The sequence below is a fragment of the Enterobacter sp. EC_64 genome (assembly GCF_019584165.1).
Classification (GTDB): Bacteria; Pseudomonadota; Gammaproteobacteria; order Enterobacterales; family Enterobacteriaceae; genus Enterobacter; species Enterobacter roggenkampii.
Window position 1 is genome coordinate 1 of the sequence record NZ_VDAS01000047.1, and the last position, 17,846, is coordinate 17,846.

Sequence of the window (17,846 nt, forward strand, 5' to 3'; positions counted from 1 at the left end):
ATGAAAATCACCCGCATAGTGCGCTGGGATATCACTCTCCGAGAGAATACCGGCGGCAGCGGGCATCGTTAACTTAAGATACAAAAGCTGTCCGGAAATGGCGGGTCAAGATCAAGCCAATATTTTATGTGCATCTATTGATGTTATTAATGAGTCGCTATAATACATATTGCACCCTTTGTTAGGAGATGAAAGCACAATATTCTATTAATATTAGCGTTTTGCTGTGATGAATGTCTCAATAGTATTTTTGTTAGGAAAGGATAGGGTGTACATCAGTATAAAATAGGTATTATGAATAATAGCTGATTATCAATTTGTATTTTGTATGTTCACGGGTATGCGGGTATCACCTGTTTGTGGATGACTTCATTATCTGTATGTCCAGTGATGCCGGAATTTTGCAATAAAAAGAGGATGAAACTAAATATTAAAACGAATCAGCGATCATTCTCACCCGGGGCGACTGTAATGAGAGAATCTATTTACTCATGAATTTGTTTTTTTGAAGCGAATGGCATTTTTGGCGGAAGATCACAGGAGTCGAACCTGCCCGGGAACGCTGGCGTCCCCAACTGGATTTGAAGTCCAGCCACCTCACCGGAGATGACGATCTTCCGCGCCTGCATTGCTACATGGAGGCGGGGCGCATTATAGCTACTTTCAGGCATTTACCACATACCCCACACCACTTTTTTCACCTCTCTTTTGACCTGTACCCCCCTGTTTCAGTTAATTCTTAAGAAAATCCTCAGGTTAGCCTTTCGTGCTCTCCAGTATTTACCGCGATCACAAAAAACAAGAAACGTAATCTGCTAATCAGAAAACGCAATACCCGCTCCTGAAACAATGGTTTAAAACTCTGTAACCGGTCTCAGCGCCCCCTACAGCGTGAAGGATAAAAAAAGATGAGCGAAGTATTGTCAGTAAAAGAGAAGATTGGCTACGGCATGGGTGACGCCGCCAGCCACATCATTTTTGATAACGTCATGTTGTACATGATGTTTTTCTACACCGATATTTTCGGCATTCCCGCCGGGTTTGTCGGCACCATGTTCCTGCTGGCGCGCGCGCTGGATGCGATCTCCGACCCGTGTATGGGGCTGATCGCCGACCGCACCCGCAGCCGCTGGGGCAAGTTCCGTCCGTGGATTTTGTTTGGTGCCATCCCGTTCGGCATCGTCTGCGTGCTGGCCTACACCACGCCGGACCTCAGCCTCAACGGCAAAATGGTTTATGCCGCCGTGACCTACACGCTGCTGACCCTGCTCTATACCGTGGTCAACATTCCTTACTGCGCGCTGGGCGGCGTGATCACCAGTGACCCGACGCAGCGTATCTCCCTTCAGTCCTGGCGCTTTGTGCTGGCGACGGCGGGCGGCATGCTCTCTACGGTGCTGATGATGCCGCTGGTGAAGCTGATTGGCGGCGACGATAAGGCGTTCGGCTTCCAGGGCGGGATTGCCGTGCTGTCGGTGGTCGCATTCCTGATGCTGGCGTTCTGCTTCTTCACCACCAAAGAGCGCATCCAGGTGCCGCCGAGCACCACCTCCATGCGGGAAGACCTGCGCGACATCTGGCACAACGACCAGTGGCGCATCGTCGGCGTGCTGACCATCCTCAACATCCTCGCCGTCTGCGTGCGCGGCGGCGCGATGATGTACTACTGCACCTGGATCATGGGCTCGCCGGAAGTGTTCGTCGCGTTCCTGACCACCTACTGCGTCGGCAACTTGATTGGCTCCGCGCTGGCAAAACCGCTCACCGACTGGAAGTGCAAGGTCAGCATCTTTTGGTGGACTAACGCCGCGCTGGCGGTGGTCAGCGTGGCGATGTTCTTCGTGCCGATGCACGCCACCGTGGTGATGTTCGCCTTTATCTTCGTCATTGGCGTGCTGCACCAGCTGGTGACGCCGATCCAGTGGGTCATGATGTCCGATACCGTCGACTACGGTGAATGGACCAACGGCAAGCGCCTGACCGGCATCAGCTTTGCAGGCACGCTGTTCGTGCTGAAGCTCGGTCTGGCGCTGGGCGGGGCGATGATCGGCTGGATGCTGGCTGGCGGCGGCTACGACGCGGCGGCCAAAACTCAGAACAGCGCGACCATCAGCATCATTATCGGCCTGTTTACCCTGGCCCCGGCGGTCTGCTATGTGCTGAGCGCCATCATCGCCAAACGCTACTACACGCTGAAAACCCCCTTCCTGACCAAAATCCTGGGCGAGCTGGCGCGGGGCGCACGCCGCAATCAGCAGGAGTTTGAAAACCTGCCGGTCAGCAAAGAATTACAGAACTAAGAGGACGAGAGCATGAAAATCAGTGATGGAAACTGGCTTATTCAACCGGGTCTGAACGTGACCTGTCCGGTGCAGGTGTTCGACGTGGAGCAGCAGGGCAATGACCTGGTGATGTACGTGGCGCCGCGCGACGTGCGTGAACGCACCTGGCAGCTCGACACGTTGATGTTCACGGTGCGCCTGTTTGCCCCGCAGGAAGGGATTGTGGGGGTGCGCATCGAGCACTTCCAGGGCGCGCTGAATAACGGCCCGCACTATCCGCTGAACGTTCTGAAAGACGTGAAGGTAGAGATTGAAAACAACGCCGATTTTGCCGAGCTGAAAAGCGGCAGCGTCAGCGTGCGCGTCACCAAAGGCGAGTTCTGGGCGCTGGATTTCCTGCGCAACGGCCAGCGTATTACCGGCAGCCAGCTGAAAAATAACGGCTACGTGCAGGACAGCAATACCCACCGCAATTACGTTTTTGAGCGTCTGGATCTGGGCGTGGGGGAAACGGTCTATGGTCTGGGCGAGCGCTTCACCGCGCTGGTGCGCAACGGCCAAATGGTCGAGACCTGGAACCGCGACGGCGGCACCAGCACTGAGCAGTCCTATAAAAATATCCCGTTCTACCTGACCAACCGCGGTTACGGCGTGCTGGTGAATCACCCGGAAAATGTCTCGTTCGAAGTGGGCTCCGAGAAAGTTTCTAAGGTGCAGTTCAGCGTGGAAGGCGAATATCTTGAGTACTTCGTGATCGACGGCCCGACGCCGAAAGAAGTGCTGAACCGCTATACCCGCTTCAGCGGGCGTCCGGCGCTGCCGCCTGCGTGGTCATTTGGCCTGTGGCTCACCACCTCGTTCACCACCAACTACGACGAAGCCACGGTGAACAGCTTTATCGACGGCATGGCCGAACGGGACCTGCCGCTGCACGTGTTCCACTTTGACTGCTTCTGGATGAAGGCCTTCCAGTGGTGCGATTTCGAGTGGGACCCGGTGACCTTCCCTGATCCGGAAGGCATGATCCGCCGCCTGAAGGAGAAAGGGCTGAAGGTCTGCGTGTGGATTAACCCATACATCGGCCAGAAATCCCCGATCTTCCGGGAGCTGAGAGAGAGGGGCTATTTGCTCAAGCGTCCGGACGGCTCCCTGTGGCAGTGGGACAAATGGCAGCCGGGGCTGGCGATTTACGACTTCACCAACCCGGACGCGTGCAGGTGGTATGCCGACAAGCTGAAAGGGCTGGTGGATATCGGCGTCGACTGCTTTAAGACCGACTTCGGCGAGCGCATCCCGACCGACGTCCAGTGGTTCGACGGTTCCGATCCGCAGAAGATGCACAACCATTACGCCTACATCTACAACGAGCTGGTGTGGAACGTGCTGAAAGAGACGGTGGGTGAAGAAGAGGCGGTGCTGTTTGCCCGCTCGGCATCCGTCGGGGCGCAACAGTTCCCGGTTCACTGGGGCGGCGACTGCTACGCCAACTATGAGTCGATGGCCGAAAGCCTGCGCGGTGGGCTGTCGATTGGCCTGTCCGGCTTCGGGTTCTGGAGCCACGATATCGGCGGGTTCGAAAACACCGCCCCGGCGCACGTCTACAAGCGCTGGTGCGCGTTCGGGCTGTTCTCCAGCCACAGCCGCCTGCACGGTAGCAAATCCTACCGCGTGCCGTGGGCGTACGATGATGAGTCCTGCGACGTGGTGCGCCACTTCACCCAGCTGAAGTGTCAGCTAATGCCGTACCTGTACCGTCAGGCGGCGCTGGCCCGCGAGTTCGGCACGCCGATGCTGCGCGCGATGATGCTGGAGTTCCCGGACGATCCGGCCTGCGATTACCTTGACCGTCAATACATGCTGGGGGATGCCCTGATGGTCGCTCCGGTGTTCTCCGAGGCGGGGGACGTGCAGTTCTACCTGCCGGAAGGGCGCTGGACGCACCTGTGGCACAACGACGAAATTCAGGGCAGCCGCTGGCATAAGCAGCAGCACGATTTCATGAGCCTGCCGGTCTACGTGCGCGACAACACGCTGCTGGCGCTGGGCAACAATAACCAGAAGCCGAACTACGCGTGGCACGAGGGGACAGCCTTTCAGCTGTTTAACCTGGACGATGGCGCAACGGCGGTAAGTGAAGTGCCTGCGGCGGACGGTTCTGTGGTGTTTACGCTTAAGGCGTCACGTCAGGGCGACGTCGTGACCTTTAGCGGCGCGGGAGACGCGCAAAACTGGTCGGTATGCTTGCGCAACGTGCAGAAAGTGAGTGGCGTGAAGGGCGGCTCGCACGCGGGTAGCGAGTGGGGCGTGGTGGTGAAAGCCGAGGGGGATGAGGTGGTGGTTCAGCTCTGAGGTGGAAAATGCCCGGTAGCGCTGCGCTTACCGGGCCTACGGTAATTATGCGGTCACCCACAGGGAGAGGGAACCAAAACCTCGTAGGCCGGGTAAGGCGAAGCCGCCACCCGGCTTTTTACTGTGCCGGCGCCATCGCCGACACCACGCCGCCCGTCATCGTCTGCTCTACCTGCTGCTTATCCATATTCACCGCGCTCAGCTTCCCATTCACCGTTGGCTTCAGCGGCGCACTGGCCTGCACGCTGCCGCTGGCGGTGAGCTGAATATTGCCGTCACCTGCAATCGGCAGCGCAGGCCAGCCCCACTGCTGCAGCACGCTGAGCGGCACGCCGCGCCCGTTCAGGCTCACCGTGGTCTGCCGCTGCGGCAGCTGGGAAACGGTCGCCGTGGCTTCCAGAATACCTTTCTCGGTAAACGCGCTCAGGTCGGTAATGTTCACCGTCGCGGCGTTAGCATTCAGCGCCAGCGACGGACGGCGCACGTCCACGCGGTTAAAGGTCGCCGCCGCGCCGTTCAGGGTTGCGCTTCCGCCCCAGACGCCCCACTGGCGATCTTTCACCAGCTGCAGGTTTGCGCCATAGCCGTCCAGCGAGGTGATCTGCCACGGGAAGGCGGGATCGATGTCGATCACCAGGTTGCGGCTCAGGCCAAATTTTTGCAGCGTGACGCTGTTCAGCCATTCCGGCAGAGGCGCCATCCACAGCGTTTTCCAGTTCTGCGGCAGGGTATACTCCAGCCCGGCAATGGCGACATCGTCCAGCACCAGCGCTTTACCGTCGCGCAGCCAGTTACCGGACGTGCGCACCATGCCGCCTTCCCAGCGGGAGGTGAACTGGCGCAGCGCCATGGCCTGCGGGGAAAACTCCGCATTCAGGATCGGATCAAAAAGATGCAGCGAGCCGTAGATAAACTCGCTGGCGTTCATGGACAGGCGGCCTTCCTGGCTCTGCCAGTCACCTTTGCTCAGCGTCAGGTTGCGCAGGCTTAAATCGAGATCGGTCACCGCCCAGTCCGGGCCCTGAAGCCGGGCGTCGGTCACGTCCAGACGACCAATCTGCAGAGAGGGGATAGTGGTCAGCGGTGCGAAGAATGCGGTCAACGTTTTATCGCTCTGCAGGCGGATCTCGTTCAGGCGCATGGTGTCGATAATCCAGCTCCCGTCGGCGTTGCGCAGGGCCGAGCCGGTGAGCGAGCCCCGGGCCATATCGGCGCCAATCGTATTCAGCACCACTTCCTTGCCGTTAAGCTGGCCCTCGATCAGCACGTTGGTGGCCGGTACGCCGTTGAGGGTCAGCGAGCCTGCGCTCATCTGGATCTGCGCGTGATTACCCAGCACGTTGCCCGCTTCTGGCTGCCACGGGCTGACGCCGCCCGTCACCTTCTGCGCGCTCAGATCCCATTCGGTATTCGGGCTGTTAAAGGCCATATTGTTCAGCTGCAGGCGATCCGCCTGGAAGGGCAGCGGCGCGGTCTGCGGGGAGAGATTCAGCGTGCCGTCGAACAGGGTGATGGTGTCCATGTGCAGCGGATCGGTTATCTGGCGGCTGCTGAGGCCGATATCCACTTTTTTGGCCACCAGCGTGGCGGGTTTACCGTCCCTGCCGAAGGTGACGTTTTCCAGAATGATGTGGGATGGTGACGAAAAGCGGTGGTTCATCTTGTCGAAACTGAGCTCGTAGTCGGTATTCACCGTTACCCAGCTGCTGACCTGAGTCGCGCCCCAGCGGGTCTGGAGCAGAATATAGAGCGCCAGTATCACAATGAGCAGGGCTACCAGAAGATAGACGAGTAGCTTTCCAATAAATTTCATGGTCTTCCATCCCGCAAAACGCACATAAGGGAGTTATGCACGATTTATGCGCAATCCTCAAGGCGGGAATGGTGTAAATAGATGTCACGGCAGACATTGACTGCCTGCCGTGAAGGGGATCAGTTCTTTTCAGGCGGGAAAACGAGGTTCAGCACGATAGCGGTGATACCGCCCGCGGCAATGCCGGAAGAGAGCAGGTTTTTCACCCAGTCCGGGGCAAACTGCAGGATCAGCGGCTGCTGAGAAACGCCCAGACCGACGGCCAGCGACAGCGCAATAATCATGATTGCGCGGCGGTTCAGCGGCTCGCGGGAGACGATACGCACGCCGGAGGCCGCGATCGTCCCGAACATCACCAGCGTTGCACCGCCCAGCACCGGCTCAGGGATGTGCTGCACAAAGCCGCTCACCGCCGGGAACAGGCCGAGGACGATCAGCATCAGCGCCACCACGAAGCCGACATAGCGGCTGGCCACGCCGGTCAGCTGGATCACGCCGTTGTTCTGACCGAAGCAGGAGTTCGGGAAGGTATTGAAGACCGCAGAGACAAACGAATTCAGACCGTTCGCCAGCACGCCGCCTTTCAGGCGCTTCATGTACAGCGGGCCGGAAACGGGCTGCTCGGAGACGTCGGAGGTGGCGGTGATGTCGCCGATGGTCTCCAGAGAGGTGATCATAAAGACCAGCATCAGCGGCAGGAGCAGACCCCAGTCAATGCCCAGACCGTAATACAGCGGCGTAGGGACAGTGATCAGCGCGCTGTTGGCTGGCGCGGTGTTCTCCGGCAGCATGCCCAGCGCCCACGCCAGCAGGTAGCCTGCCGCCATGGCGATCACCAGCGAGGCGACGCGCAGGTAAGGGTTACGCTGACGGTTAAGCAGAATAATGATGGCCAGCACGACGCCTGCCAGCAGCAGGTTTTTCGGCGCGCCGAAGGTGTGGTCGCTCATCGCGGCATAGCCGCCGCCGATGGAGGTGAGGCCCACCTGAATCAGCGACAGGCCGATAATCATCACGACGACGCCGGAAACCAGCGGGGTGATAACGCGGCGAGCCAGGTGCAGAACGCGGGAGATCACCATCTCCGTGCAGCTCGCCAGCATCAGGGTGCCGAACAGCGCCGCCATCATGGTCGGGACATCCGCGCCGCCGGTTTTCAGGGCCGTACCGCCCATGATCAGCGGCGCTACAAAGTTAAAGCTGGTGCCCTGAATCGACAGTAAACCCGACCCCACCGGACCCCACGCTTTAATCTGGATAATCGAGGCCACGCCGGAGGCGAAGAGAGACATGCTGATAATGTGCTGCGTGTCCTGCGCCGGTAAACCGAGCGCCTGACAGATCAGCAGCGCCGGGGTGATCACCGCAACAAACATCGCCAGAAGATGCTGGCAGGCGGCGAAAAGCGTCTGCGGCAGCGGCGGGCGGTCTTCAAGGCGGTAAATCAGTTCGCTATTTTGCTTCTGCGCAATCGGTTGCGCATCAGGCGACTCTATGGTGTTAACGGACATCGGCGACAATCCCACGGTGGAAAAGCGGGCATTTTATCTGACCACCTGGTAAAAGCAAACGATTGCCAGCAAAAAAAGACAAGAAAATCTGCCGCTGTGAGCAGGTTTTCTACATCCGATGAGGAAAAAAAATTACACTTTTTGCGCCGGAAGCTCATGAAGAGCGCAAACCGGCCCAGGATAACGCCGCGTGTGTAAGGAACACGCGCAAAAAAGGAGCCTTCTATGATTCATCTCGATACGTTGTCGACCCTTGTTGCCGCAACGCTGGTGTTACTGCTTGGCCGTAAGCTGGTACATAGCGTTTCCCTTCTGAAAAAATACACCATTCCTGAACCTGTCGCTGGCGGCCTGCTGGTGGCGCTGGCCCTGCTGGTGCTCAAAAAAAGCATGGGCTGGGAAATCGATTTTGACATGTCCCTGAAAGACCCGCTGATGCTGGCCTTCTTTGCCACCATCGGCCTGAACGCCAACCTGGCAAGCCTGCGGGCGGGCGGTAAGGTTCTTGGCGTATTTTTGATTGTGGTGGTGGGGCTGCTGCTGATGCAAAACGCGATTGGCATCGGCATGGCGACCTTGCTGGGGCTGGATCCGCTGATGGGGCTGCTGGCAGGGTCGATTACGCTGTCAGGCGGTCACGGTACCGGGGCGGCGTGGAGTAAATTGTTCGTCGAGCGCTACGGTTTTGAAAATGCAACGGAAGTGGCGATGGCCTGTGCCACCTTTGGCCTGGTGCTGGGGGGCCTGATTGGCGGCCCGGTGGCGCGCTATCTGGTGAAGCACTCCACCACGCCGGACGGCAGACCGGACGACGAGCTGGTACCGACCGCCTTTGAAAAGCCTGACGTTGGGCGCAGTATTACCTCGCTGGTGCTGATTGAAACCATCGCGATGATCGCCATCTGCCTTACCGTGGGCAAAGTGGTTGCGCAATGGCTGGCGGGCTCCGCGTTTGAGCTGCCGACGTTTGTCTGCGTGCTGTTTATCGGGGTGATTCTGAGCAACGGCCTGGCGCTGATGGGCTTCTACCGCGTGTTTGAACGGGCGGTGTCGGTGCTTGGCAACGTCTGCCTCTCGCTGTTCCTGGCGATGGCGCTGATGAGCCTCAAGCTGTGGGAGCTGGCCTCCCTGGCGCTGCCGATGGTGGCGATTCTGGCGGTGCAGGCCCTGTTTATGGCGCTGTACGCCATGTTTGTCACCTGGCGCATGATGGGCAAAAACTACGATGCGGCGGTGCTGGCGGCGGGTCACTGCGGTTTTGGTCTGGGGGCAACCCCAACGGCTATCGCCAACATGCAGGCGATCACCGAACGCTTTGGGCCATCGCACATGGCGTTTCTGGTGGTGCCGATGGTCGGGGCGTTCTTTATTGATATCGTCAACGCGCTGGTGATTAAGCTGTACCTGATGCTGCCGATGTTCGCCTGAAATCAGGCGTTGGAATAGCGTTCGGTTTCCGGCATCCAGCGCTCAATTAACGCTGCCGCCTGCTCGGGGTAGCGTTCATGAATGTGGCGGGCGAGGCGCTGAACCTCGGGGATCATGGCCTGATCGCGCAGCAAATCCGCGACTTTGAATTCCGCATTCCCCGTCTGACGCGTGCCCAGCAGTTCACCGGGCCCGCGGATCTCCAGGTCTTTTTGCGCAATCACAAAACCGTCGTTGCTGTCGCGCAGCACCTGCAACCGCATCTGGGCGGTTTTCGAGAGCGGCGCTTTGTAGAGCAGGACGCAGTGGGACGCTACCGCGCCACGGCCGACGCGCCCGCGAAGCTGGTGGAGCTGGGCAAGGCCCAGGCGCTCCGGGTTTTCGATAATCATCAGGCTGGAGTTCGGGACGTCCACGCCCACTTCAATCACCGTCGTGGCGACCAGCAAATGCAGCTCGCCCTGTTTAAACGACTGCATCACCGCCTGCTTTTCGGCAGGCTTCATGCGTCCGTGAACCAAGCCCACGTTCAGCTCCGGCAGCGCCAGCTTAAGCTCTTCCCACGTGGCTTCGGCAGCCTGCGCTTCCAGCAGTTCCGACTCTTCAATCAGCGTACAGACCCAGTAGGCCTGACGCCCTTCGTGGGTGCAGGCGTTGCGCACGCGATCGATGATATCGCTGCGACGCGTGTCAGGAATGGCAACCGTCGTCACCGGCGTTCGGCCGGGAGGGAGTTCGTCGATGGTGGAGGTATCCAGATCGGCGTAAGCCGTCATCGCCAGGGTGCGCGGGATCGGCGTGGCGGTCATGATCAGCTGATGCGGATGGAAGCCCTGCTGCAGTCCCTTTTCCCACAGCGCCAGACGCTGATGCACGCCGAAGCGGTGCTGTTCATCGATAATCACCAGCGCAAGGCCGTTGAACTGCACCTGCTCCTGGAAGATAGCGTGCGTGCCGACAATCATCTGCACCTGCCCGCTGGCGATGGCTTCCTGCTGCGCAAGGCGCGCTTTGCCCTTTTGTTTTCCTGCCAGCCAGCCTACTTCAATCCCCAGCGGCGCGAACCAGGCGCGGAAGTTGTTGGCGTGTTGTTCCGCCAGCAGCTCGGTCGGCGCCATTAACGCGACCTGTTTACCGTGGGCAATGGCGCGCAGGGCTGCAAGGGCGGCAACCAGCGTTTTACCGGAGCCTACATCGCCCTGTACCAGGCGCATCATCGGCACGTCGAGCGCCATATCGCGTTCAATCTCGGCGGTGACGCGCGCCTGCGCACCGGTGGGTTTAAACGGCAGAGAGGCCAGCAGCTTATCTTTGAGCGCATCATTCTGGCTTAACGGCTGAGCGTGGAAACGCTGCGCGCCAGCGCGAAGCGCCAGCATGCTCAGGTTATGGGCCAGCAATTCCTCAAGGATAAGACGCCGTTGGGCGGGGTGTTTCCCGCTTTCTAAGTCGCTAAGCTGCAGCGTGGGTGGCGGACGGTGCAGGGTTCGCAGCGCTTCGGGCAGGCTCATCATGCCCTGCGCCAGCTCGGGTGGCAGCAGCTCGGTAATGGCGCAGGTGTCCAGCAGCTCCAGCGCCTGATCGGTAAGCTTACGCAGCGTCGCCTGCTTGATGCCTTCGGTCGTCGGGTAAACCGGGGTAAGTGTCTCCTGCAATTCCGGCGTGCTGAGATCGCCCTGCACGCGGTACTCGGGGTGGATCATCTCTGCGCCGTACTTCCCGCGTTTGGCTTCGCCATAGGCCAGCACCCTGCGGCCTGTCGCCAGGCTGTTTTTCATCGCCGCGCTGAAGTTGAAGAAACGCATGGTGAGAATGCCGGTGCCGTCGCTGATCTGGCAGGTCATCATCCGGCGTCCGCCGAAGGTGATGTTGCAGTTCAGGACTTCGCCTTCAACGGTGGCGTAAATGGCGGGAAGGAGATCGCCAATCTTATAAAGCTGGGTGCGGTCTTCATAACGCAGGGGGAGGTGAAGCAGGAGATCCTGCACGGTGTGCAGGCCAATTTTGGCCAACTTACTGCTTTGCGCCGCGCCCACGCCCGTCAGGCTGTTGAGCGGGATAGCATCCAGCAGGCGGCCTTTCATCGCTTACCCGGCGTACTGCATGGTGGCCCACCACTCGGCATCGGCTTCAATTTCGCCCTGCGCGTTGACGTGGGGGTAAGGCAATTTTTTCTGCTTCGCAACGCGAGCCAGCACCGGATAACCACCTTCAAACAGCAGGCGCTGCTGTTCATCTTCCGGCAGCATGCTGTTGCTACGCTCGTACATGCCGGCGTTCTGACGCTGGCGCTGCGCTTCATACAGAATGAGCGCGGACGCCACGGAGACATTGAGAGACTGGACCATGCCGATCATTGGAATGATGATGTCCCGATCTGCCAGATCCAGCGCTTCCTGTGAGATCCCGGTTTTCTCCTGACCCATCAAAATGCAGGTCGGGCGAGTGTAGTCGATCTCGCGAAAATCCACGGCTTTAGCGGACAGGTTAGTGGCAAGGATTTGCATCCCGCGCCCTTTCAGGTGCGAAACGGCATCGCCAATTGTCTGGTGAGATTTGACGGAAACCCAGCTGTTACTGCCTGCCGCCGCCGAGACCATGGTGCGCATCCGGTGACCCGGCCAGACGGCGTGCACTTCATGCACACCGACGGCATCGGCGGTACGGACGATAGCAGAGACGTTATGCGGTTTATGGACCTGCTCCATGCAGACCGTCAGGTCAGGCTGACGCCTGGCGAGCATTTCGCATATCCGCGCGTAACGTTGTGAATTCATACCACTAGTTTCGGTTACGGGTGACTTTAATCACGTCCGGCATGACGCGGATCTTGCGCATGATATTCGCCAGATGCACGCGGTCGCGGGCGGTCAGACGAATAAAGGCGCTGTACACGCGGCCATCTTTTTCTTCCGTATTCAGGCTTTGAATATTGGAAGATGCCGTGTTGATCGCTGCCGTCAGGTTCGCCAGGGCACCCTGATGGTTGAACATATCCACCTTAATCTCGGTGATAAATTCCTGCGCCGTCTCTTTATCCCACTCGACCGCCATAAACTTCTCGGCTTCTTTCTGGTAGCCGCGAATGTTACGACAGGATTCGTGGTGGATAACCAGCCCTTTACCTGGGCTGACGTGCGCAATAATCGGGTCGCCTGGAATTGGACGGCAACATTTTGCGAAGGTGATCAGCACCCCGTCCGCGCCTTTGATTGGCAGATGAGCATGGCCGGATGCGCCTGGCGCAGAAGGTATTGCTTCGCCCTGCTGCAGGTTTTTCGCCACCACGACGCTCATGGCGTTGCCCAGACCAATTTCCGCCAGCAGATCGTCAAGAGACGTGAGCTTCATACGGTCGAGCTCGCGCTGGATATGCTCCGGTGGGATCTCAGCCAGCTTGCGGCTGCCGCCCAACGCGTGGTTGAGCAGACGACGCCCCAGGCTGACAGAATCATCACGCTTGAGGTTTTTCAGCAACTGGCGGATTTTAGCGCGCGCTTTGGAGCTCACGACAAAGTTCAGCCAGGCCGCGTTCGGACGTGCGCCCGGCGCGGTAATAATTTCCACCGTCTGGCCGCTGGCGAGCGGCTGAGACAGCGGGTAAGGTTGTCTGTCGACGCGCGCGCCCACGCAGGCATGGCCGATATCGGTATGCACGGCGTAAGCGAAGTCGACCGGCGTTGCGCCCGCAGGCAGTTCGACAATGCGACCTTCTGGGGTGAAAACGTAAATCTCATCCGGGAAGAGATCGGATTTCACGCTCTCGATAAATTCAAACGAGCTACCCGCACTCTGCTGAAGTTCCAGCAGGCTCTGCATCCAGCGCTGGGCGCGGATTTGTGCGGTCGTGCTGCTTTCGCCACCGTGCTCTTTATAGGCCCAGTGCGCGGCAACACCCATCTCTGCCATCTGGTCCATGTCTTCGGTGCGAATTTGCACCTCAACAGGCACGCCGTGCGGCCCGATCATCGAGGTGTGCAAAGATTGATAGCCGTTCGCTTTTGGAATGGCGATGTAATCTTTCATGCGCCCCGGACGCGGCTTGTAGAGGCTGTGCATCTGCCCCAGCACGCGATAACAGGTGTCCGAGTCGTGGACAATCACGCGGAAGGCGTAGATATCCATGATCGAGTGAAAACGCTGCTCTTTGAGCACCATTTTGCAGTAGATGGAGTACAGGTGTTTCTCGCGACCGCTGACGCGGCACGGAATTCCCGCTTCCTGCAAGCGCCCTTCTATTTCAGAGAGGATCTTTTGAATCATCTCCTTACGGTTGCCGCGTGCGGCTTTCACCACCTCTTTAATCACGCGATAGCGGTTCGGGTACAACGCTTCAAAACCCAGCTCTTCCAGCTCGGTTTTAATGTGGTGAATACCTAAACGGTGCGCCAGCGGACTGTAGATTTCGAGGGTTTCACGGGCAATGCGGCGACGTTTATCCGGGCGAAGCGAGCCCAGCGTGCGCATGTTGTGGGTGCGGTCAGCGAGTTTGATGAGAATGACGCGGATATCCTGCACCATCGCCATAATCATCTTGCGGAAGTTTTCGGCTTGCGCCTCTTTCTTGTCGCGGAAATTCAGCTTATCAAGCTTAGAGACCCCTTCCACCAGTTCGGCAACGCTTTTGCCAAACAGCTGTTCCATGTCCTGGTAAGTGGCAGGGGTATCTTCAATCACGTCGTGCAGCAGCGCGGCCATCAGCGTTTCGTAGTCGAGTTTCATCTCGGCCAGAATACAGGCCACCGCTACCGGGTGCGTGATGTAGGGTTCACCGCTTGAACGTGTCTGGCCCTCGTGAGCGTCACGTGCAACGAGATACGCCTGCTGAAGACGCTTAATCTGGTCTTCAGGCAGGTAGATTTGAATCAGTTGATTCAGGCTTTCAAACAGATACAAGGGCGACCCGCAGGTTTAATTAACGACGACCTTCAGCAATAGCGGTTACGGCCTGCAGTTCTGCGGCTTCCTGCTCTTGCTGCTCCTGGCGCTCACGCACGTCGAGGATCTGGTTGTTGATCAGACCTTCTTCGATTTCGCGAAGTGCAATAACGGTGGTTTTATCGTTTTCTTCCGGTACCAGCGGATCTTTACCGCCTACCTGCATCTGACGAGCGCGACGCGCGGCGACCAGCACCAGGTCAAAACGGTTACCAATTTTCTCTACAGCGTCCTGAACAGTTACGCGTGCCATACTTAAAATGCTCCACAGGTGAAGAAATGACTGGGCATGATACTGAAAGTGGGTTCAGTCTGCCAACAGTTTGGTGATTAATGCGTCATGTCGCTGCTTCTGGCGGCTCATACGCAGACGTTCTGCACGAAGAATGGTTTTGAGATCGCTCAGTGCGGCATCAAAATCATCATTCACAATAAGGTAATCATATTCCGCGTAATGGCTCATTTCTGCAACAGCCTGTTCCATACGCTTTGCGATGACTTCTTCGCTGTCCTGACCGCGGCCACGCAGGCGGCGATCCAGCTCATCTTTCGATGGCGGTAAAATAAAGATACTGCGCGAGTCAGGCATTTTCTTGCGAATTTGCTGTGCACCCTGCCAGTCGATATCCAGGAACACATTCACGCCCGTGGCCAGAACCTGCTCAATGGTTTCACGCGAGGTACCGTAGTAATTACCGAATACTTCCGCGTGTTCAAGAAACGCGTCTCTGCCGATCATCGCTCTGAACTCGTCGTGATCCACAAAGAAATAGTGTTCGCCGTGCACTTCACCCGGACGCGGCGCTCGCGTGGTGTGAGAAACAGAAACCTGTGTGTCGTACAACGGTTGGGTTTTTAACAGTGCCTGAATAAGGCTGGATTTACCCGCGCCACTAGGGGCAGAAACAATATACAGCGTGCCTTGAGCCATGAGAGTCTTTTGTATGTGTTAACGAAGAAGTCCTACATACGGGCTTATTATACACGTCACTGCCGTGTGACGTAGCCTTTGTCACACTTTTTCCCCTGGATTATTGAATTTTGCGTGCCGTTTTCAGGTTTTATCTGGGGTTTTCAGCAATCCAAAGAAATACCGGATAGCGTCTCGCATTGTGAATCGTTGCCGTTAGCGTTGTTTCAGGCATCGGGATATACCTCCTGCAACACAAAGGAGGAGTAGCAATGTGGCGATGGATAAGCGGGTTAATGCTCTTGTGGAGTGGCTATGGCGCGGCGGTGTGCCCGGTGTGGTCGCAGGCAAAAGCTGAGAAAGAGATGGCGTCGTTAAGCGCGCAAATCAAACGCTGGGATGACGCTTACTGGAAGCAGGGCGTGAGCGAGGTCAACGACGAAGTTTACGACCAGCTTAACGGGCGGTTAATGCAGTGGCAGCACTGTTTTGGCAGTGAGCCTTCAGAGGAGAAACTCCCTGCGCTGGTGGGAAGCGTAAAACATCCTGTTGCCCATACGGGCGTACATAAAGTGGCCAGCAAAGAGGAGTTGAGACAGTGGATGCGTGCGCGGCAGCATCTGTGGATGCAGCCCAAAGTTGACGGTGTGGCGGTAACGCTGGTCTATCGTGACGGAACGTTAACCCAGGCCATCAGTCGTGGTGATGGCCTGAAAGGGGAAGACTGGACCGGGAAGGTGCGTTTGATCCCGACTATTCCGCAAAAGCTCACCGGCAAGCTCGCGAACAGCGTCTTACAGGGCGAGCTTTTCTGGCTAAGCGACAATCACATTCAGCGGCAGATGGGCGGGATGAACGCTCGCGCAAAGGTGGCGGGGGCGATGATGCGGCAAAAGGATAACTCAGTTTTGAGCAAGATCGGCGTGTTCATCTGGGCCTGGCCGGATGGGCCGAAAGATATGCAGACATCTTTAGCTGAGCTGTCTCAGGCCGGTTTTACGCTGTCGGCACGGTATACGCTGCCCGCCGAATCTGTTGATGCCGTCGAGAAACAGCGCGCCGCTTGGCACGTAACCGGATTACCCTTTGCCACGGATGGCATTGTGGTGCGTTCGGAGGATGCGCCCGCAGGGGAAGGCTGGTTACCGGGCGAAGGCAACTGGCTGGTTGCGTGGAAATATGCGCCTGCAGCCCAGGTGGCCGAGGTGAGTGATATTCATTTTTCCGTGGGGCGAACGGGCAAAATGTCCGTTGTAGCCGCACTGGAACCTGTGCAACTGGACGATAAACAGGTACGGCGGGTGAGTCTGGGCTCGGTGGAGCGCTGGCAGAGGCTGGATATTGCCTCAGGGGATCAGATACAGGTCAGCCTGGCCGGGCAGGGTATTCCCCGGTTTGATAAGGTGGTCTGGCGCGGGACGGACAGACATAAACCCGAGCCTCCAGCCTCGCGTTATCATGCGCTGAGCTGTTTCTATGCTTCTCCGGAATGTATGGAACAGTTCTTTGCCCGACTGACCTGGCTCAGCTCAAAGCAGGTGCTTGATATTGAAGGATTAGGCGAGTCAGGCTGGCGCACCCTCTGGCAGGCACATCATTTTGAACACCTCTTTTCGTGGCTGTTATTAACGCAGGCGCAAATGCAGGCTACGCCTGGCTTTTCCTCCGCGCGCGGACTGGCGCTCTGGCATCGATTTAATCTGGTGCGCGAGAAGCCATTTATCCGCTGGCTCATGGCATTGGGTGTTCCGCTGACACAGGCTTCGCTGAAGGCGATGGGGAACGTAACGTGGCAGACGCTGAGCGAACGTAACGTAAAGAACTGGCAAAGCCTGCCGGGAACGGGAGAGAGGAAGGCGCGACAAATTGTTGCCTTCATCCACGACCCTGGCGTTGCCGGGCTGGCATCCTGGTTAGGCAAGCAGGGTCTGCCTGGATTTTAGAGCGAGCTTGCTTTAGCTTTGCGCCAGGGGGTATGTCTGTCTGGCGAACTGAAGGTTTCGCGGAGCTGATCGTAGTCATAGATGTGGCGGCCGCCATCAATTACCGGGATAAGTGTGGGAGCCTGATAGCACGCCGCAAGCACCGAGCTGCATTGATCAACACCCGTTGTGATTCCAAGCCACGTCAACATCAACTCATAATTGCTTGCTGTGGGCCACGCTTCATGCACCCACCCCACCGATCTTTTTTGAGCATTCAGGGCTTGCTGGCTATACCAGATAAACTGGGGGACCTGGTAAGCCTCTTTGCTTGGGTTGCGTGAGCCATGCATATAGATGGAGTTCAGCTGCGGGTTTTTTTCCAGCCCATGGTCTGAAAAATAGAGCAGAGAGGATGCGCTGCCCTGCAGACGTTTAGCTACTTCGCCAATGAAGTAGTCGGTAAACAGAATCGCATTATTGTAGCAATCTTCATACTTGTTGCCGGTATGCAGAATATTTGCGGATGGCGGATACCGATCGCAGGCCATCTCATGACTGCCGTTGATATGCAGGAAAATTGGTAATGGTGCCAACTTACTGATTTAGTGTATGATGGTGTTTTTGAGGTGCTCCAGTGGCTTCTGTTTCTATCAGCTGTCCCTCCTGTTCAGCTACTGAAGGCGTGGTGCG

General features: G+C 57.7%; 13 protein-coding genes and 1 tRNA gene. 5 read left to right on the forward strand and 9 right to left on the reverse strand.

Annotation, left to right across the window (positions count from 1 at the left end; all coding sequences use genetic code 11):
- Positions 1–524: 524 nt before the first annotated feature.
- A tRNA-Sec gene (locus tag FHC52_RS21510) sits at positions 525–619 on the reverse strand.
- A gap of 289 nt (positions 620–908) precedes the next feature.
- On the opposite strand from FHC52_RS21510, the gene FHC52_RS21515 reads away from it, so the two are divergent.
- Together FHC52_RS21515 and yicI are read left to right on the forward strand one after the other, a co-directional pair.
- A complete protein-coding gene (locus tag FHC52_RS21515) occupies positions 909–2,300 on the forward strand; it encodes a glycoside-pentoside-hexuronide family transporter (protein WP_128301745.1) in 1,392 nt (463 codons plus the stop codon).
- Positions 2,301–2,312: 12 nt separating this feature from the next.
- Positions 2,313–4,631: an alpha-xylosidase gene (gene yicI / locus FHC52_RS21520; protein WP_128301746.1), complete on the forward strand. Its 2,319-nt coding sequence runs from the start codon at positions 2,313–2,315 to the stop codon at positions 4,629–4,631.
- 118 nt (positions 4,632–4,749) lie between these two features.
- Here the strand turns inward: yicI and FHC52_RS21525 are convergent, their stop codons facing one another.
- Entirely contained in the window at positions 4,750–6,444 is a 1,695-nt protein-coding gene (locus FHC52_RS21525; protein WP_032654428.1) for an AsmA family protein, read from the reverse strand.
- Between the two features lie 119 nt (positions 6,445–6,563).
- Positions 6,564–7,955 (reverse strand): xanthine/proton symporter XanP, encoded by a 1,392-nt coding sequence (gene xanP / locus FHC52_RS21530; protein WP_008502668.1) that lies wholly within the window; start codon positions 7,953–7,955, stop codon positions 6,564–6,566.
- A gap of 225 nt (positions 7,956–8,180) precedes the next feature.
- On the opposite strand from xanP, the gene gltS reads away from it, so the two are divergent.
- On the forward strand, positions 8,181–9,383 hold the full coding sequence (gltS, locus tag FHC52_RS21535; RefSeq protein ID WP_008502669.1) for a sodium/glutamate symporter: 1,203 nt from the start codon (positions 8,181–8,183) through the stop codon (positions 9,381–9,383).
- Positions 9,384–9,385: 2 nt separating this feature from the next.
- Here gltS and recG read toward each other — a convergent pair whose 3' ends face one another.
- From recG to gmk, 5 genes are read right to left on the reverse strand one after another with little or no spacing between them, the layout of a single operon-like run.
- Entirely contained in the window at positions 9,386–11,467 is a 2,082-nt protein-coding gene (recG, locus tag FHC52_RS21540; RefSeq protein WP_021242409.1) for an ATP-dependent DNA helicase RecG, read from the reverse strand.
- A 3-nt stretch (positions 11,468–11,470) separates the two neighbouring features.
- A complete protein-coding gene (trmH, locus tag FHC52_RS21545; protein WP_021242410.1) occupies positions 11,471–12,160 on the reverse strand; it encodes a tRNA (guanosine(18)-2'-O)-methyltransferase TrmH in 690 nt (229 codons plus the stop codon).
- 4 nt (positions 12,161–12,164) lie between these two features.
- Positions 12,165–14,279 carry a bifunctional GTP diphosphokinase/guanosine-3',5'-bis pyrophosphate 3'-pyrophosphohydrolase gene (gene spoT / locus FHC52_RS21550; protein WP_008502673.1) on the reverse strand — a complete coding sequence of 705 codons (2,115 nt, stop codon included), beginning with the start codon at positions 14,277–14,279 and terminating at the stop codon, positions 12,165–12,167.
- 19 nt (positions 14,280–14,298) lie between these two features.
- Positions 14,299–14,574, reverse strand: a complete 276-nt coding sequence (rpoZ, locus tag FHC52_RS21555; protein ID WP_000135058.1) for a DNA-directed RNA polymerase subunit omega — start codon at positions 14,572–14,574, stop codon at positions 14,299–14,301.
- 54 nt (positions 14,575–14,628) lie between these two features.
- Entirely contained in the window at positions 14,629–15,252 is a 624-nt protein-coding gene (gmk, locus tag FHC52_RS21560) for a guanylate kinase (protein ID WP_010426438.1), read from the reverse strand.
- A gap of 251 nt (positions 15,253–15,503) precedes the next feature.
- Here gmk and ligB point away from each other — a divergent pair, with 251 nt between their 5' ends.
- A complete protein-coding gene (gene ligB / locus FHC52_RS21565) occupies positions 15,504–17,174 on the forward strand; it encodes an NAD-dependent DNA ligase LigB (protein ID WP_126288194.1) in 1,671 nt (556 codons plus the stop codon).
- On the opposite strand, the gene FHC52_RS21570 is transcribed toward ligB, so the two are convergent.
- Positions 17,171–17,749: a sulfatase-like hydrolase/transferase gene (locus FHC52_RS21570; RefSeq protein WP_259280436.1), complete on the reverse strand. Its 579-nt coding sequence runs from the start codon at positions 17,747–17,749 to the stop codon at positions 17,171–17,173. The two genes, ligB and FHC52_RS21570, sit on opposite strands and share 4 nt — an antisense overlap.
- Positions 17,750–17,790: 41 nt before the next feature.
- On the opposite strand from FHC52_RS21570, the gene FHC52_RS23095 reads away from it, so the two are divergent.
- On the forward strand, positions 17,791–17,846 hold a 56-nt coding region (locus FHC52_RS23095; protein WP_136697432.1), incomplete at its 3' end, for an IS1 family transposase.